General features: G+C 70.3%; 16 protein-coding genes. 2 read left to right on the top strand and 14 right to left on the bottom strand.

The genetic code is table 11. The features are described 5' to 3' along the window. Window positions 1-3 precede the first annotated feature (3 nt). Window positions 4-537 carry an alkyl hydroperoxide reductase gene (locus tag ACIRQH_RS28480; protein ID WP_404227459.1) on the top strand — a complete coding sequence of 178 codons (534 nt, stop codon included), beginning with the start codon at window positions 4-6 and terminating at the stop codon, window positions 535-537. 104 nt (window positions 538-641) lie between these two features. Here the strand turns inward: ACIRQH_RS28480 and ACIRQH_RS28475 are convergent, their stop codons facing one another. The 4 genes from ACIRQH_RS28475 to ACIRQH_RS28460 all read right to left on the bottom strand — a co-directional run bounded on the left by ACIRQH_RS28475 (window position 642) and on the right by ACIRQH_RS28460 (window position 5768). Next, on the bottom strand, window positions 642-2084 hold the full coding sequence (locus ACIRQH_RS28475; protein ID WP_388929644.1) for an AI-2E family transporter: 1443 nt from the start codon (window positions 2082-2084) through the stop codon (window positions 642-644). 137 nt (window positions 2085-2221) lie between these two features. Then, window positions 2222-2920 (bottom strand): transglycosylase SLT domain-containing protein, encoded by a 699-nt coding sequence (locus tag ACIRQH_RS28470; protein WP_358816649.1) that lies wholly within the window; start codon window positions 2918-2920, stop codon window positions 2222-2224. Between the two features lie 428 nt (window positions 2921-3348). Beyond that, the gene (locus tag ACIRQH_RS28465; protein ID WP_358816648.1) at window positions 3349-4674 is read right to left on the bottom strand and encodes a PhoH family protein; all 1326 of its coding nucleotides are present in this window, start codon (window positions 4672-4674) and stop codon (window positions 3349-3351) included. Between the two features lie 320 nt (window positions 4675-4994). Then, window positions 4995-5768 carry an isoprenyl transferase gene (locus tag ACIRQH_RS28460; protein ID WP_355865305.1) on the bottom strand — a complete coding sequence of 258 codons (774 nt, stop codon included), beginning with the start codon at window positions 5766-5768 and terminating at the stop codon, window positions 4995-4997. A 752-nt stretch (window positions 5769-6520) separates the two neighbouring features. Here ACIRQH_RS28460 and ACIRQH_RS28455 point away from each other — a divergent pair. Continuing rightward, a complete protein-coding gene (locus tag ACIRQH_RS28455; RefSeq protein WP_388869593.1) occupies window positions 6521-6856 on the top strand; it encodes a DUF192 domain-containing protein in 336 nt (111 codons plus the stop codon). 311 nt (window positions 6857-7167) lie between these two features. On the opposite strand, the gene ACIRQH_RS28450 is transcribed toward ACIRQH_RS28455, so the two are convergent. The 10 genes from ACIRQH_RS28450 to ACIRQH_RS28405 form a co-directional block, all read right to left on the bottom strand. Beyond that, window positions 7168-7968 (bottom strand): class I SAM-dependent methyltransferase, encoded by an 801-nt coding sequence (locus ACIRQH_RS28450; protein WP_404227453.1) that lies wholly within the window; start codon window positions 7966-7968, stop codon window positions 7168-7170. Between the two features lie 53 nt (window positions 7969-8021). Next, window positions 8022-8897 (bottom strand): LLM class flavin-dependent oxidoreductase, encoded by an 876-nt coding sequence (locus ACIRQH_RS28445; protein WP_404227450.1) that lies wholly within the window; start codon window positions 8895-8897, stop codon window positions 8022-8024. 40 nt (window positions 8898-8937) lie between these two features. Beyond that, window positions 8938-9579 carry an OmpA family protein gene (locus ACIRQH_RS28440; protein ID WP_358816644.1) on the bottom strand — a complete coding sequence of 214 codons (642 nt, stop codon included), beginning with the start codon at window positions 9577-9579 and terminating at the stop codon, window positions 8938-8940. Window positions 9580-9582: 3 nt separating this feature from the next. Beyond that, on the bottom strand, window positions 9583-10176 hold the full coding sequence (locus ACIRQH_RS28435; protein WP_388869585.1) for a hypothetical protein: 594 nt from the start codon (window positions 10174-10176) through the stop codon (window positions 9583-9585). A 15-nt stretch (window positions 10177-10191) separates the two neighbouring features. After that, window positions 10192-10797, bottom strand: coding sequence for a pilus assembly protein TadG-related protein (locus tag ACIRQH_RS28430; RefSeq protein WP_404227589.1), 606 nt, complete (start codon window positions 10795-10797; stop codon window positions 10192-10194). Next, the gene (locus ACIRQH_RS28425; RefSeq protein ID WP_081221780.1) at window positions 10794-10994 is read right to left on the bottom strand and encodes a hypothetical protein; all 201 of its coding nucleotides are present in this window, start codon (window positions 10992-10994) and stop codon (window positions 10794-10796) included. Before ACIRQH_RS28425 ends, ACIRQH_RS28430 begins: the two co-directional genes overlap by 4 nt. A gap of 102 nt (window positions 10995-11096) precedes the next feature. Continuing rightward, entirely contained in the window at window positions 11097-11828 is a 732-nt protein-coding gene (locus tag ACIRQH_RS28420) for a response regulator (protein ID WP_388929641.1), read from the bottom strand. Further along, the gene (locus ACIRQH_RS28415) at window positions 11821-13200 is read right to left on the bottom strand and encodes a sensor histidine kinase (protein ID WP_388929640.1); all 1380 of its coding nucleotides are present in this window, start codon (window positions 13198-13200) and stop codon (window positions 11821-11823) included. The genes ACIRQH_RS28420 and ACIRQH_RS28415 overlap by 8 nt, the downstream gene beginning before the upstream one ends. Continuing rightward, the gene (locus ACIRQH_RS28410) at window positions 13200-14090 is read right to left on the bottom strand and encodes a DUF5936 domain-containing protein (RefSeq protein ID WP_358816639.1); all 891 of its coding nucleotides are present in this window, start codon (window positions 14088-14090) and stop codon (window positions 13200-13202) included. The genes ACIRQH_RS28415 and ACIRQH_RS28410 overlap by 1 nt, the downstream gene beginning before the upstream one ends. Window positions 14091-14103: 13 nt before the next feature. Continuing rightward, window positions 14104-15042 (bottom strand): type II secretion system F family protein, encoded by a 939-nt coding sequence (locus ACIRQH_RS28405; RefSeq protein WP_358816638.1) that lies wholly within the window; start codon window positions 15040-15042, stop codon window positions 14104-14106. Window positions 15043-15069: the final 27 nt, after the last annotated feature.

Genomic DNA, 15069 nt, shown 5'->3' with positions numbered 1-15069 from the left:
TCCATGGCCCTCGACGAACTGAAGTCCGCCGTACCGGACTACGCCAAGGACCTGCGCCTGAACCTCGGTTCGGTGATCGGCAACAGCGACCTCCCGCAGCAGCGACTGTGGGGCACGGTGCTGGCCTGCGCGATCGCTTCGCGTTCACCGCGCGTACTGCGTGAGCTGGAGCCCGAGGCGAAGGCCCAGTTGTCGCCCGAGGCGTACACGGCCGCCAAGTCGGCCGCCGCGATCATGGCGATGAACAACGTCTTCTACCGCACGCGCCACCTGCTCTCCGACCCCGAGTACGGGACGCTGCGCGCCGGTCTGCGGATGAACGTCATCGGCAACCCGGGCGTGGACAAGGTCGACTTCGAGCTGTGGTCGCTCGCCGTCTCCGCCGTCAACGGCTGCGGACAGTGCCTCGACTCGCACGAGCAGATGCTCCGCAAGGCGGGCGTCGACCGGGAGACGATCCAGGAGGCGTTCAAGATCGCAGCCGTCCTCCAGGCCGTCGGCGCCACGTTGGACGCCGAGGCCGTACTCGCCGAGTAGTCCTCGCTTCGCACGACACTCAGGGCCCCGCTCACCGTCGTGGTGAGCGGGGCCCTGAGTGTCGTGCGGTCCGCCTCCCGGTCGTCGGGGCGGCACGGGTCCGTCTACGGCGTGAGGCGGTTCACCGACGACGCGTCGAGCGCCGTGGCGCCCCGGGGCTCGGGAGCGTGCCGCAGACCCGCCTCATGGGCGTACGAACGCAGGTACGTGACAACGGTGTTGGTGACCGCGACCAGCGGGACCGCGACGACGGCTCCGCCGATGCCGGCGACCATGCCGCCCGCCGCGACGGACAGGACCACCGCGAGCGGATGGACGCGCACCGCGCGGCCGAGGATGAACGGCTGCAGGACATGGCCCTCGATCTGCTGGACCGCGAGGACCACCGCGAGGGTCATGAGGGCGGTGAACACGCCCTGGGTGACGAGGGCGACGACGATCGCCAGGGCTCCGGAGATCACCGCGCCCACGAGCGGGATGAACGCGCCGAGGAAGATGAAGACGGCGAGCGGGACGGCCATGGGGACGTCGAGGAAGTAGATGCCCAGGCCGATGAAGATGGCGTCGATCATGGCGACTATCACCGTGCCGCGCACGTACGCCGTCAGGGTGCGCCAGGCGCGCGGGCCGGCGCCCGCGACTCCGGGGCGGGCGGCCGCCGGGACGAGCTTGAGCGACCACTCCCAGATCCGCTTGCCGTCGTAGAGCAGGAAGAGCGTCGAGAACATCGTCAGGAGGATGCCGGTGAGCGCCTCGACGATCACGGTGACGCCCTGCAGTCCCGCCGAGGTGATCTGGTCGGTGTTCGCGCCGACCGCCTCGCGGAGGTTCTTCGCTATCTCGTTGATCTGCTTGTCCGTCACGTGGAACGGGCCCTTGAGGAGCCACTTGCGCAGCTCGTCGATGCCGTCCTGGATCTGGCCGGAGAGGTTGTCGATGTTCTCCTGGACCTGCCAGACCACGAACCAGCCGACCAGCCCCATGATGACGAAGCCGAGGATCGCGGTGAGCGCGGTGGCAAGGCCGCGCGGCACCCGGTGATGCGTGAGCCGGGCCACCGTCGGCTGGAGCAGCGCGGTGATGAGGAGCGCGGCCACGAAGGCCAGCACCACCAGTTGCACGGCACTGATGACGCGCATCAGCACCCAGACGGTGCCGGCCAGGATGAGCAGCCGCCAGCCGGCCTCGGCGGCGACGCGCACTCCCCACGGCACCGCGAGCGCGGGGTCGGGACGGGGCGTCAGCACGTACGCGGTCGGCGCGGACGTCTTCTCCGCGGCGGGGCGGCGGGCCGGCAGCGCGGACGGTTCGGTTTCCGCCGACGGGAGTTCGGGGGTGTCGCGGTCGTCCGGGGTCTCAGGCGTTTCCGGCGTTTCGACGACGGCGTCGTCCTGCTCCTCGACGGGATCACGCCCCACGGACGTGTCCTTCCTGTCGAGGGAGCCCTGCGACTCCTTCTCCACCTCGGCCCGGCGTTCGTCCAACCGCTCTCCCAGCTCGGTGAGTCCTGCGCCGAGCCTGCCGAGCCACCCTGGTACTCGCGACATGATGCGTCCTTTTCCCCCGTTGCTCCCCACCACTCCCCCCTGGAGTCGTCGGGATCCGACCGTACATGGCTGAAGCCCCTCCCCTGAGGACGGGGAGAGGCTTCGAAAGGTTGAGCGCCCGACGTGCGGGCTGCGGCTCAGTACCAGCTGTTCGCCTGCCAGAACGACCACGCCTCACAGGGGCTGCCGTACCGGCCGTTCATGTAGTTGAGGCCCCACTTGATCTGTGTGGCCGGGTTCGTCTGCCAGTCGGAACCGACGGACGACATCTTGGAACCGGGCAGAGCCTGGAAGAGACCGTAGGCACCGGAGGAGGCGTTGACCGCCTTGTAGTTCCAGCTTGACTCGTGGTTCACGATGTTGCTGAAGCACTGGAACTGCCCGCTCGGCACCATCTGGCGAGCCATCGCCTGGATCTGCGCGGTGGAGTACGAGGACTGGACGCTGAAGGTGGTCGCCTCACGCGTCGCGGAACGGCTGGCCGCTTCCGCGGCTTCCTTGCGCTCCTTGGCCTCCTTCTCGGCCTTCTCCGCAGCCTTCTGCTTCGCCACCGCGTCGTCGGCCGCCTGCTTGCGGGCGGCTTCCTCCGCGTCCTTCTTGGCGCTCACGTCCGCGGCGATGGCCTGCGCGTCGGCCTGCTGCGTCAGGGACGCGGTCTGCACCTGGGCCTGCTGACCCGTGGGGATGTCCGCGAGGAGGGTCGAGTCGCTAGCCGTCGCCTCGGCGTCGATCGAGGGCTGAGCGGTGCTGCCCGAGGCAACTCCGACGACGCTTCCAACGGCGGTGACCGCGGTGGCCGAAGCCACTGCGAATCCCCGGACCGAAATCCGGCTCACACGGTTTCCTTCCAGCATCGCCCGCTTAGGTGACCCTCGCGGACGCAATCGTGCCCCTCGGCGCTGGCCTCCCAACTGCGGGGTCACGGGAGGCGCGGGCCCGGTGGGCAACTCCCGCTCGGGGAGCGCCGCGTGGTACACGGGCGGCATACGACGGCTTTATGGAGTTCTGAGGTTCCGGTGGTGCCATACCGCTGGGGGTACAGATGTGTCGTATGCGGGGCCTGACAGGAGTGAGACTCTAGCCGTATCCAGACGCCGCAAGGCAATTCCCCGTTGCGTGTGAAAGCTCACACCTCGTTTGCGGCCGATGTTTTCAGGAAACGGGCGCGCAGCAGGACGCCGCCCGGCTAGGCTCCTTCGCCTTTGCCGGACGGCGCCAACCAGCGTGTATCCACCACCCTTTGACCAGGTGGGGACAGTCGGGATCAGATCTGCCCGTCCTCCAGCATTTCGGTCACGAGTGCCGCAATCTGGGACCTCTCCGAACGATTCAGCGTGACGTGCGCGAAGAGCGGATGACCCTTCAACTTCTCGACGACGGCGACCACTCCGTCGTACCGCCCGACCCGCAGATTGTCCCTTTGCGCCACATCATGGGTCAGAATGACCCGGGAGTTGGCGCCGATCCGGGACAGCACCGTCAGCAGGACGTTGCGTTCCAGGGACTGGGCCTCGTCCACGATCACGAACGCGTCGTGCAGGGAGCGTCCGCGGATGTGCGTGAGCGGCAGGACCTCCAGCATGCCGCGCGCCGTGACCTCCTCGATGACCTCGCGGCTGGTGACCGCCGAGAGCGTGTCGAACACCGCCTGGGCCCAGGGGCCCATCTTCTCGGACTCGGAGCCGGGCAGATAGCCGAGCTCCTGCCCGCCCACCGCGTACAGCGGCCGGAAGACCATCACCTTCTGGTGCTGGCGGCGTTCGAGGACGGCCTCCAGGCCCGCGCAGAGCGCGAGCGCGGACTTGCCGGTGCCGGCCCGGCCGCCCATCGACAGGATCCCGATGTCCGGGTCGAGCAGCAGATCCAGCGCGATGCGCTGCTCCGCGCTGCGGCCCTTGATGCCGAACGCCTCGCGGTCGCCGCGCACCAGCCGGACGTTGCCGTCGGGGGTGACGCGGCCGAGGGCCTTGCCCCGCTCCGACTGGATCGTCAGGCCCGTGTGCACGGGCAGGTCGGCCGCTTCGGGGACGTAGACGTGCCCCTCCTCGAAGAGGATGTCCACCTGCTCGCCCGGCAGGGTCAGTTCGGACATTCCGGTCCAGCCGGAGGAGCCCGTGATGGCCAGCTCCGCGCGGTACTCCTCGGCGAGGAGACCCACGGAGGAGGCCTTGATCCTGAGCGGCAGGTCCTTCGAGACGACGGTGACGTCGAATCCCTCGGCCTGGAGATTGCGGGCGACGGCGAGGATGCGGGAGTCGTTGTCCCCCAGGCGATACCCGCTGGGCAGGACGCTGGGGTCCGAGTGGTTGAGCTCGACGCGTACGGTCCCGCCGAGCTCCCCGACCGGAATCGGGGAGTCGAGGCGGCCGTGCCGGACCCGGAACTCGTCGAGCAGGCGCAGTGCCTGCCGGGCGAAGTAGCCCAGTTCGGGATGGTGCCGCTTGGCCTCCAACTCCGTGACCACGACGATCGGGAGCACCACTTCATGCTCGTCGAATCGGCTCAGGGCGTTGGGATCGGCCAGCAGGACGCTGGTGTCGAGAACATAGGTGCGCCGGTCAGGCGTGCGGCGCTTTGTGCTGGTCACCACGGAAGGACGTACCCCCTCGGATGAGGTCGGGGAGCGACGGAGGAGATCTGGACCGGTCTCGGGCACCGATGCACGGGCCGAAAACCGGCCCTCCGCTTCGTCCGTACTGACCGCACGGTCGGGCTGGTGCAAAGGGCCTCCCGGGCGGACGGCCCCGTGCCGTCCGCTGAGATACGACACCCGTGGTTCGGGCGTCGACCTGCAAGCGTTATGCCCTCGAACGCGCCAAGCCATGCAGCCGGGCCGGACGGCGCGTGCGTTAACTCCTGATGACGTACGCCCCCCGGGGCCCCCACGACCTCATCGCGGGACCCCGGTGATCAGCCGCCGTAGCGGCGGTGTCGCGCCGCGTAGTCGCGCAGCGCGCGCAGGAAGTCGACCTTGCGGAAGGCCGGCCAGAAGACTTCACAGAAGTAGTACTCGGAGTGGGCCGTCTGCCAGAGCATGAATCCGGACAGGCGCTGCTCCCCGCTGGTGCGGATCACCAGGTCGGGGTCGGGCTGGGCACCGGTGTAGAGGTGCTTGCCGATCAGGTCGACATCGACCGCCTCGGCCAGTTCCTCCATCGAGGTGCCCTTGTCGTCGGCGTCGAGGATCATCGCGCGGACGGCGTCCGCGATCTCCTGACGTCCGCCGTAGCCGATGGCGACGTTGACGACTATTCCGTCGACGTGAGCAGTGGTCTCCTCGGCCTCCTTGAGGGCCGACTGCATCTGCGAGGGCAGGATGTCCGGCGTGCCGACGTGGTGCACCCGCCAGCGGCCGTCGGCCGCGAGGGTGCGCACGACGCCCTCGATGATGCCGAGCAGCGGAACGAGTTCCTCCTGCGGGCGGTCGAAGTTGTCGGTGGACAGCAGCCACAGGGTGACGACCTCGACGTCCGTCTCGGAGCACCAGCCGAGGAACTCCTCGATCTTGTCGGCTCCGGCACGGTGGCCCTGGGCGGTGGTGGAACCCGCCGCCTTCGCCCAGCGCCGGTTGCCGTCCATGATGAGCCCGATGTGCTTGGGCACCTGGTCGTGGTCGAGGTGGCCTTCCACCCTGCGTGCATAGAACCTGACCAGCAGACGGCGCAGGTTGTCGCGCAAGGTCACGTGTTGTCAGCCCCTCCGTGCGGATGGGACAGGCGCGCCCGAGCACAGTCCCTGTCCAAATGGCGGTCCCCCGGGGCGAAGCCTACCCCCGTGAAACACGGGGTCCACCAAGGGGTGTCAGAGACCTGACAGTGCGGCGAGGGAGCGGACCGGTGCGCTCCGGTTGCCGCACCGGGGGCCTCGGGGGGAGTTCGGGCGCCACCCCGGGGCCGTGCCGGGAGGTTCGGGGCGTCGGCTGCCGGGACCGGATTCCACCGACCGGGGGACGCCGGACCGAGCGAGGGGACGGTCGTCCGCGCAGGGGGGGCAGGTCGGGGACGGGACCTCCGCACAGGGCGGCGCTGCGTCACCGGATTCCCCGGCTTCCACCGGCGCCCCGCCCCGGGGGCGCACGGGGGCGCCCGCGGGGCGGGCCGTCGTGGGCACAAAAAACGGGCCGGTCCGTGGGGGGGAGACGGACCGGCCCGAGGGGGGGTTTCCACCATAACCCTTCGTAAGTGATGCTGCGTGCATCCGCGTGCCACAACTACTCTCCGGAGTCGCCCGGCGACGCCACGATGAGCGTGGAACCATCGATTCCGGGCGTGATCATGGCTGGATCCCAGCTGATTCAAAGGGAATCGCGGAGGATCGGTGGAGATCCAATGGGTTTGGAGCCGGTTGAGGGGGAGCACCCCGATGCGCGGCGGCGTACTCCGGGCGGGTGACGGGTGTGGCGTACCTCCCTTGACGCCATCACTACCTTCGCAGCCATGACGACCTTCACGACGGAGCGAACCTCCGAGCCGGTGCCGCTGGAACGGGCCGCGACGGCGCGTGCCCGGCGGCGCGGACTGCTCGGGCGCGACGGGATCGAGGGTGCGCTGCTGCTGACTCCGGCGAACTCGGTGCACACACTGGGGATGCGGTTCCCGATCGATGTCGCCTATCTGGACCGCACGTCACGCGTCCTGGCGGTGCGCACGATGCGTCCGGGACGGGTGGGGCTGCCGCGACCGCGGGCCCGGGCGGTCCTGGAGGCGGAGGCCGGGGCGATGGAGCGGTGGGGCGTGCGGCGCGGCGAGCGGGTCGTGGTCCAGGACGGCTGACGTCACGTCACTCCACGAAGGCAGCACCGCGCAACCCCCTCCGCTGCGCGGTGCCACACGCGCAGCTTTGCTCACGCGAATTACCTTGGTCTGAACTTACGTCAGGTGAACAGCCCAGACGAGCCACTCTCGATAACGATGTGGAAACCCTGTGCAGATCCGCCGGCCGACGCCCGGCGCCCACCCCGTGCCTCGTCCGTCATCCGGACGGGCATCTCATGCCGAGTACCCCTCATTGGGGTGTTTTCGGTCAATCCTCGCGTGCGGGCCGCGATCCCCCCTTCTCACGCGGGCGCGGGGAGATCGCTCGGCTAGGACGTGCCCGCGTCCACCGGTCCGGCGGCCTCGTCCGGCTTGCGTGCCTCGATCAGGAAACGGCTGCTGTGGGCGACGAACGGACCCTGCGTCTCGATCTGTTCGTGCAGGGCGCGCAGCCGGGGCCGGTAGGCCCCGACCGTGAACCCGGGGACCATCCAGATCACCTTGCGCAGGAAGTGGACGACGGCGCCGATGTCGCGGAACTCGATGCGCAGCCGCTCCGAGCGCAGGTCGACGACATCGAGCCCGGCGGCTTCGGCGGCGAGGCGGGCCGCCTCCGGGTCCCGGCTGCCGCGGACCTCCTCCGGCAGCGGGCCGAGGAAGTACTCGACGAGTTCGAAGACACTGGCCGGTCCGACCTGCTGGGAGAAGTAGGTGCCGCCGGGGCACAGCACACGGGCGACCTCGTCCCAGTAGGCCGCCACCGGGTGCCGGCTCGTCACGAGATCGAACGCATCGTCCGCGAACGGCAGCGGCGCCTCCTCGGGGGACGCGACGACCACCACACCGCGAGGGCGGAGCAGCGCGGTCGCCTTGCTGACGTTGGGCGGCCAGCCCTCGGTCGCGGCGGTGAGCGGAGGCAGCTTCGGGGCGGAGTTCAGCACCTCGCCGCCACCCGTCTGGATGTCGAGGGCGGCCCGGGCACGGCCCAGCCGCTCCCCCATCGCCCGCGCGTACCCCCACGAGGGCCGCTCCTCGGTGGCCCGCCCCTCGAACCAGGAGAAGTCCCAGCCGTCGACGGAGACGGCCTCGGCCTCGGCGACGAGGTCCTCGAAGGTGCGTGTGGTGCTCATGGGCGCATTGTCGCAACGGGCGGGACGCGCGGCGACGGGTTTTCGCTGCCCGCTCAGGGGACCAGGGGGCGTACCTGCTCGGCGGCGAAGCGGACGAAGCCCTCGGGGTCCGGTTCGTCGGCGGTGGGCTGGAGAACCACGGTGTCGGCGCCGGCGTCCACGACCCGCCGTACGGCCTCGGCCATGGCGTCCGCGTCACCCGCGACGCCGTGCCCCGGCACGGGGTTCTCGCCGTTGGCGGCCATCTCGACGCGCAGGCGGGCGGTCGCGTCGGGCCCGGTCGCGGCGTGGAGGTAGACGATCACCCGATGCCGTCCGGCCGTCCGTCCGGCCGCCTTCCGTCCCTCCTCGATGAGACCTCGTGCCCGCCGTACCCCGTCGAGGGTGGTCGAGGCGGTGAGGACGGTGCCGTCGGCGGCCTCCCCGGCGAGCCGGAGGGTCCGGGGGCCGGTGGCGCCGGTGAGGACCTCGGGTGCCGAGACGGGCGGCCAGTCGAGGGCGACCTCGTCCAGCTTCACGTAGCGCCCGTCCCTGGACACGCGTTCGCCGCGCAGCAGGGCGCGGAGCGCGTCGAGATGTTCGCGCAGCAGGGTCAGGGGCGACTCTGCGCGGGCTCCGACCTGTTCCATCCAGTCCTGGACGCCGTGGCCGACGGCGACCGCCGCGCGTCCCGGGAACAGCCGGTGCAGGGTGGCGGCTTCCATCGCGGTCACGGCGACGTTCCGCAGCGGGACCGGGAGCAGGCCGACGCCGACCTTCAGGCGCTCGGTCCAGGCGAGGGCGGCCGCCGCGGAGGAGACGCCCCCTTCGAGGAAGCAGTCCTCCCACAGCCACAGTTCGTCGAGCCCCACTTCATCCGCCGCACGCGCCACGGCACGCAGCCGCTCGGGGGGCAGTTGCGGCCGGAAGACAACACCGAGTGACGTCATCCCGCCTTCCTACCGACCCCGCGCTCCACCCACAAGCGTTTCAGGACTTGTCGCCGGCCGAGCCCCTCGGGAAGGACACCTCGACGCGCCGGTTCTTGCGGCGGCCCTGTTCCGAGGTGTTGTCGGCGATCGGATAGTCCTCGCTGTAGCCCCGCACCTCGAACGTGATGTCCGTGTCCGACGAGCCGAGCGCGGCGGCCAGCCGGTCGTGGACCTGCTCCGCGCGGTTCTTGGACAGCGTCAGGCCGTGCGCGTACGAGCCGAGGCTGTCGGTGAAGCCGAAGACGCGGACGGTTGTGGCGTTCTGGGCCTTGATCTCGTCCGCGATCGCCTGGATACGGGACTGGGCGTCCGGGTTCAGCTTCGAGCTGTCCTTCGGGAAGAGGACCTCTGCCTGGAGCGCGAACGTCACGTCCGCGTTGGTGTCCTCCCGGCGCTCCTCGCCTCCCAGATCCTCCACGACCGACTTGATGTCCAGCACCTTGGCGCCCGCGAGCGTGGCACCGTCGGCGAGCTTGAGCCCGGGGCTGTTGGCATCGACGTCGGGGGGTGGGGAGGTGGTGACGCTGCCGGGTGGGGCGCTGGGGTCGTCGTCGGCGTACGCGGGACCCGGAAGGCCGAGGGTGATCAGTACGGCGAGGGCCGTGAACGTCGTCGCGGCGGCACGGGGCGCGAGGGCCATGGCTCAGCCCTCGGAGATCTCGATGGAGGCGGGAGGCATGGAGCCCACCTGGAAGTCGACGGCGGTGGTGTCGGCGGGGGGTGCGGGGAACTGGGCGAACCAGTCCGCCGACTTCCCGACGTCCACGCCGCCGCCGTCGAACTTGGTGCAAAGGCAACGGCCTTGGGTGTCTCGCAGGACCAGGTACTTCTTCTTGCCCTTGCTGTCGACCAGCGCCGCCCCGGCAAGGGAGGCGCCGTTCCTACTCAACTCACGTTCGTCACCGCGCCAGTTCGAGGCGATCCAGAACTGGGTCCCGTTGTTGGTCACCTTGCCGCTCACCGTCACGAATCCGCCCTCGTCCCGCACGGCCGAGGCGATCGTGAGCGTCACATCGTCGCCCTTGACCTCGGCCAGTACCTGGTCAGGGCTCGCAGACGGCGACTCCTGCTTCCCGTCGTCGCCTCCCCCCTGATCCGATGAGGAGGAGGACGCGGTCGCCGTCGGCTTGTCGTCGCCGTCTCCCCCGCCGCACCCGGACACCGTGAGGAGCAGCCCAGTAGTGATCGCCACCGCGGCCATAGTCCTGCGGCCCTTCATGGTGTGCCGGAGATCCATCGGTACGGCTTCCTCTCACTCGGCCAGATGCACAGAGAACAGCACGGACGCGTCGGGAAGGTCGTCCGAATCGAAGTCTTCGGGATCGATGTCCACGAGATCGCCGTCGCAGTCCAACTGCACGAGCTTCGTGGGATCCGCGTCTGCGGCGAAGGTGCAGCGCGGTTCGATGATCGCCGTCGCCTGGGCTTTCGCGTGGCGGTTCTCCGTGCCCGGGATGATCGAGTCTCCGACCGTGTAACGGGTCTCTATGGCCACGTGATAGCCGGGGAATCCGTTGACGACCGTGCGCTGGGCACCGCCTTGCACCGTCGAGTCGTTCTCGGCGGCGAGGCGGGCCGCCGCAGCTGAGGCTCCCGCCCCCTCGAACTGGTCGCCGTCGAGCCAGTCCAGCCAGTGATCGTCCGTGCCGACGGCAGCGGTGAGCCCGTCGACCAACTCGTCCCGGGCGGCCTGGGCGGCCGCCAACGCCGCAGCATCCGCCGCGGATTGTGCTCCATTGCGGGCGGACGCTGCTTGAGCGAAGGCGAAGAAGGCGAACGCGGCGAAGAGAAGGATTCCCGTCAGCCAGATGTAGATGGGGAGGGTTTGCCCCCTGTCACCGCGAAGTGACCGGCTCAGCCGCCGGTGACCGAGGTGACCGCCGTCCTGATCGCACCCGAGATCAGCCCGTCCAGGCCGATCTGGTCGATCAACGTGAAGATCCCCGCGATGATGATCATCAACCCCGCGTACTCCACGAACCCCGCTCCCGCGTCCCGGTTCGTGTCCCGCATGCGGGAGATCACGGTTCGTGTCCACATGGCGAACCTGCTCATCAGCACTGCCCTCCCACCCGACGCCACTAACGACCCGTGCACCGTACGTGAGAAGGCCCTTACTCCGGGTGGGCCCAGGGGCCCAACTTCCGGGCCGGGGCGTCATCGGCCCCACCCCTCGTGGGCCGTGCCCAGCCAGCGGGCGATCGCTTCGCTGCGCGAAGAACTGTGCAGCTTCGCGAAGATGCGGTTGATGTGATTCTTGACGGTCTTCTCGGTGATGAAGCAGGTGGCGGCGATCTGGCGGTTGTTCATGCCGGCGGCGATGAGGTCCATCACCTCCACCTCCCTTGAACTCAGGCCGAAATCCGGATGGTTGGGAGCACGACGGTGAAGTCCCGCCGCCATTGCGGGCCGAGCTTCCGACGACTGTGCCACAAATGGTTGCAGGTGCGAAGGGAATGGCTCTGGTTGGTAGGAAACTCCGAGTGAATCCGGGACAGCGGAGCGGCCGTTGCGGACATCCCGTACGGCGGAGATCAGTTCGGCCGCCGTGAACTCGCCATGAACGAGGTAACCGGCCGCGCCCTTGCGCAGGGCCTCCGCCACCACCTCGGGTTCACGGCTGTAGGTGAGCATCATGACCGGCGCGATCCTGGTCAGTTCGGGCAGGGCGGTGAGGCCGTCGGTGCCCGGCATGCGGACGTCGAGGAGGACCACGTCGGGGGTGAGGCGGACGGCGCAGGCCAGCGCCTCCTCGCCGTCACGGGCCGCCGCGACGACCACCGTGTCGGGGTGCGCCTCCAGCAGCGCGGTCAGTCCGGCCCGTACGACCGGATTGTCGTCGGCCACGAGGACGCGCAGCGGCGGGCCGGGAAGTGCCTGGTCAGGCATGTGCGGCCTCCTCTTGGGTGGTGGGGGGAGCGAGGCGTGCGGCCTCGCGGAGAGGGACGGTGAGACGGATCTCGGCGCCGCCCTGCGGGGCCCGGTCCAGCGCGAGCCGGCCCCCGACGCAGGCGGCCCGTTCCGTCATGCCGAGCAGGCCGAAATGGCCGGATCTCGTCCAGGTGGCGAGCAGGGCCGGGGTGGCGGCCTCCGGGAGGCCCGCTCCGTCGTCCTGGACACGCACCGAGAACTCGCGGTCGGCGACGGCCAGTTCGACGGCGGCCCGGGTCGCGCCGGCGTGGCGGTGGGTGTTCTCCAGGGCCTCGGACACGATCGCGAGGACGTGGTGGGCCGCAGCGCAGGGCAGGACCGGGGTCCCACCCCGGTGGCGTACGGGCGTGGGGATACGGGTCCGGGTCTGGAAGTCGGCTGCCAGGGCGCGGAGTTCGGGCAGGAGGTCGGTGTCCGGGGCCGTGAGGTCGGTGTGGCGGCGAAGGTCCGACAGGAGGGTGCGGGACTCGGTGGCGGCGCGGCGCGCGGCTCCGGCCACGACGGTCGCCTGACGTCGCAGCGTCTCAGGGTCGGCGGCGTCCGCGGAGGTGGCGAGGGCGTCCGCGGCGAGGGCGAGCCCGTGCAGGGTCTTGGCCACCGAGTCGTGCATCTCGCGTGCCAACCTGGCCCGTTCGGACTCGACGGCCTCGGCGACGGCGAGCCTGCTGGTCGCCTCCGACAGTGCCTGACTGGCGGTGCCGAAGCGGAACATCAGGTTGCGCAGGGTGACGCCGATGATGCCGGCGCCGACGCAGAAGCCCGCGATGAGCAGGGTGTTGGCGCCGGCTCCGGGCCGGTGTTCCCAGGCCCGGAACACCGTGAGGAGCACGATGAACTGGAGGCCGGTGAAGACGCCCGCGCCGCGCCAGCCGTAGAGGAGGCCGGAGAGGAGCGGGGTGCAGACCGTGGCGTAGGCGAGGGGGGAGGCCGGGGACGCGGTGAGGAGCAGGATCGCCCCGAAACTGAGGTCCAGGGCCATCAGGCTCGGGTGGGCGAGGAGGCGGGGGCCGAAGCGGTCCCAGTCCCGGAGCATGGCGTAGGAGCCCATGACGCCGAGGACGGCCGCGGCGAGGACGGCATAGCGGGCGAGGCCGTCCGTCGCGTTCGTCATCGCGAAGGGCGCGCCGACGGCGATGGCGGCGAGGCGGACGCCGAAGGCCTGGCGGCACAGTGCCTGGAGCGCGTTGAGCTGGAGGCGGATGCCGCCGGGCGCGGGGACGTCGTCGGCGAGGTAGCCGGTGCCCCCCGCGCGGTTCCGTCCGGTGCGGGAGAACGAGCGGAGCCCGAGCGGGCCGGCGGTGTTCGCGAGGCGGCGCAGGATGCCGTCCATCAGCGCCCCAGGATCGAGCCGAAGTTCGTTCCCGAGCCCAGGAACATGCCGGTGGCGATGAGGATCATCGTCGCGGGGAGCATGAAGACGAGGGTGACCATCGTCGCCTTGGGGATGGTCTTGGCCGCCCGGCGGCGGGCGTTCTGGGCGTCGGTGCGGCGCATGTCGGTGGCGAGCTGGATGAGGGTCTCGGCGATCGGCGAGCCGAGTTCCTCGCCCTGCTGGAGGGCCGAGACGAACTGGGCGACCTGCTCGGAGGAGTTGCGCCTGCGGAGCTCGTCGAAGGCCTGGCGGCGGCTGACGCCCATGTCCATCTGGCGCAGGGTGATGCGCAGTTCGTCGGCCCAGGGTCCCTCGTACTTCTCGGCGACCCGGTCGAGGGCCTGGCGGAAGCCGAGGCCCGCGGAGACGACGACGGCGAGGACGTCCAGGAAGTCCGGCAGGGTGCGGTCGATGACGTCCTTGCGTTCGCGGACCGCCTGCCAGATCAGGGCGTCGGCGGCGACCAGGCCGAAGGCCAGGGTGAGCACGGCGAACAGGAGCTGGCCGTTGGAGAGGAAGACCAGCCCGAGGACGACGCCGAAGATGCCGTACACGGCGCGGCGGGCCGCGTAGCGGTTGAGCGTGAGGCCGCCGGGGTTGCCCGCCATGTCGATGCGGCGGCGCTTGGCGTCCACACGGCGCGGGCCCATCAGGCGCAGCACGGTCGGCGCGAAGCGCATGCCGAGGCGGTCGACGGCCGAGTCCGCGGTGGAGACGCGGGTGCCCCCGACCTCCAGGGCGAGCTGGAGGTCGCTGGGGAGCTTGGCGTCGGCGCGGATCATCCGGACGCCCAGGAGGACGCCGGCGACGGCCGCGCCCATCACGACGGCGAGCAGCAGCGGCAGCATGCTGACCCCTCCCTCACACTTCGATCTTGCCGAGCCGACGGATGACGAAGAAGCCCACGGTGTAGAGGCCGAGGGCCAGCAGGACGAGACCCTGGCCGAGCGGGGAGCCGGTGACGCGGGCGAGAGCCCCCTCGTTCGAGGAGTTGATCAGGACCAGGGAGCCGATGCCGAGGAACGGGACGGTGAAGGCGGTCGCGTTGACCTCGGAGAGCATGGTGCGGACCTCGCGCCGGGTCTCCTTGCGGTCCTCCAGGGTCTGGGTGAGGTTGCGCAGGGAGTTGACCACGGAACCGCCCGCCTTGTTGGCGAGGACGAGTGTGGTGACGAGGACGATCAGCTCGCGGGACGGCAGCCGCTCGGACAGCTCACCGAGCGCGTCGTCGATGGTCCGGCCCAGCATCAATTGGTCTGCCACGTGGGCGAGTTCCTCACCGGCGGGTGCTTCCAGCTCCTCGGCCGCCATGGCGAGCGCCGTGCGCAGGGCGAGGCCGGCCGCCGTGGCGTTCGCCAGCAGGCGTGCCACGTCGGGGAGTTGGTTGATGAAGGCCTCGATGCGTTTCTGTCGCTGCCAGTTGAGGAAGATGGCCGCGCTCCACACGCCGAGGACGGCGGCGATCGGGCCGAAGAAGGGGGCGAGGGTGGCGGCGGCGATCAGCCAGAGGCCGACGACGACGACGGCGACGTAGGTGAAGAACTCCCCCGCCGTGATGTCGAGTCCGGTGGCCGAGAGGCGGAGGTGGATCGTCCGGCCGAGCCGGGTGCGGCGCAGTCTGCGGTCGACGCCCGCGAAGCGGCGCACCCGCCCGCCGGCGGTGCGCAGCGGGCTGCCGGAGAGGCGGTCGACGAGCGCCTGGCGCTGGGCTCGGCCCGAGGCGTACGTGTGCACGCCCGCGACGGCGAGGGTGCCACCGAGGAGGGTCCCGCCGAGGGCGAGGAGGGCGGGGTCGTTCATGGCAGCCTCCCTTCGGAGGTGGGCGGG

This window comes from Streptomyces sp. NPDC102279 (assembly GCF_044766365.1).
GTDB lineage: Bacteria > Actinomycetota > Actinomycetes > Streptomycetales > Streptomycetaceae > Streptomyces.
This window is presented reverse-complemented; position numbering and strand designations above follow the sequence as displayed.

Excerpts from the sequence above, each read along its gene's own strand:
- ACIRQH_RS28420 (WP_388929641.1), bottom strand. The coding sequence starts at position 11,828 with ATGCCTGACCAGGCACTTCCCGGCCCGCCGCTGCGCGTCCTCGTGGCC.
- ACIRQH_RS28450 (WP_404227453.1), bottom strand. The coding sequence starts at position 7,968 with ATGAGCACCACACGCACCTTCGAGGACCTCGTCGCCGAGGCCGAGGCC.
- ACIRQH_RS28455 (WP_388869593.1), top strand. The coding sequence starts at position 6,521 with ATGACGACCTTCACGACGGAGCGAACCTCCGAGCCGGTGCCGCTGGAA.
- ACIRQH_RS28475 (WP_388929644.1), bottom strand. The coding sequence starts at position 2,084 with ATGTCGCGAGTACCAGGGTGGCTCGGCAGGCTCGGCGCAGGACTCACC.
- ACIRQH_RS28425 (WP_081221780.1), bottom strand. The coding sequence starts at position 10,994 with ATGAGCAGGTTCGCCATGTGGACACGAACCGTGATCTCCCGCATGCGG.
- ACIRQH_RS28480 (WP_404227459.1), top strand. The coding sequence starts at position 4 with ATGGCCCTCGACGAACTGAAGTCCGCCGTACCGGACTACGCCAAGGAC.
- ACIRQH_RS28415 (WP_388929640.1), bottom strand. The coding sequence starts at position 13,200 with ATGGACGGCATCCTGCGCCGCCTCGCGAACACCGCCGGCCCGCTCGGG.
- ACIRQH_RS28405 (WP_358816638.1), bottom strand. The coding sequence starts at position 15,042 with ATGAACGACCCCGCCCTCCTCGCCCTCGGCGGGACCCTCCTCGGTGGC.
- ACIRQH_RS28440 (WP_358816644.1), bottom strand. The coding sequence starts at position 9,579 with ATGGCCCTCGCGCCCCGTGCCGCCGCGACGACGTTCACGGCCCTCGCC.
- ACIRQH_RS28445 (WP_404227450.1), bottom strand. The coding sequence starts at position 8,897 with ATGACGTCACTCGGTGTTGTCTTCCGGCCGCAACTGCCCCCCGAGCGG.
- ACIRQH_RS28435 (WP_388869585.1), bottom strand. The coding sequence starts at position 10,176 with ATGGATCTCCGGCACACCATGAAGGGCCGCAGGACTATGGCCGCGGTG.
- ACIRQH_RS28410 (WP_358816639.1), bottom strand. The coding sequence starts at position 14,090 with ATGCTGCCGCTGCTGCTCGCCGTCGTGATGGGCGCGGCCGTCGCCGGC.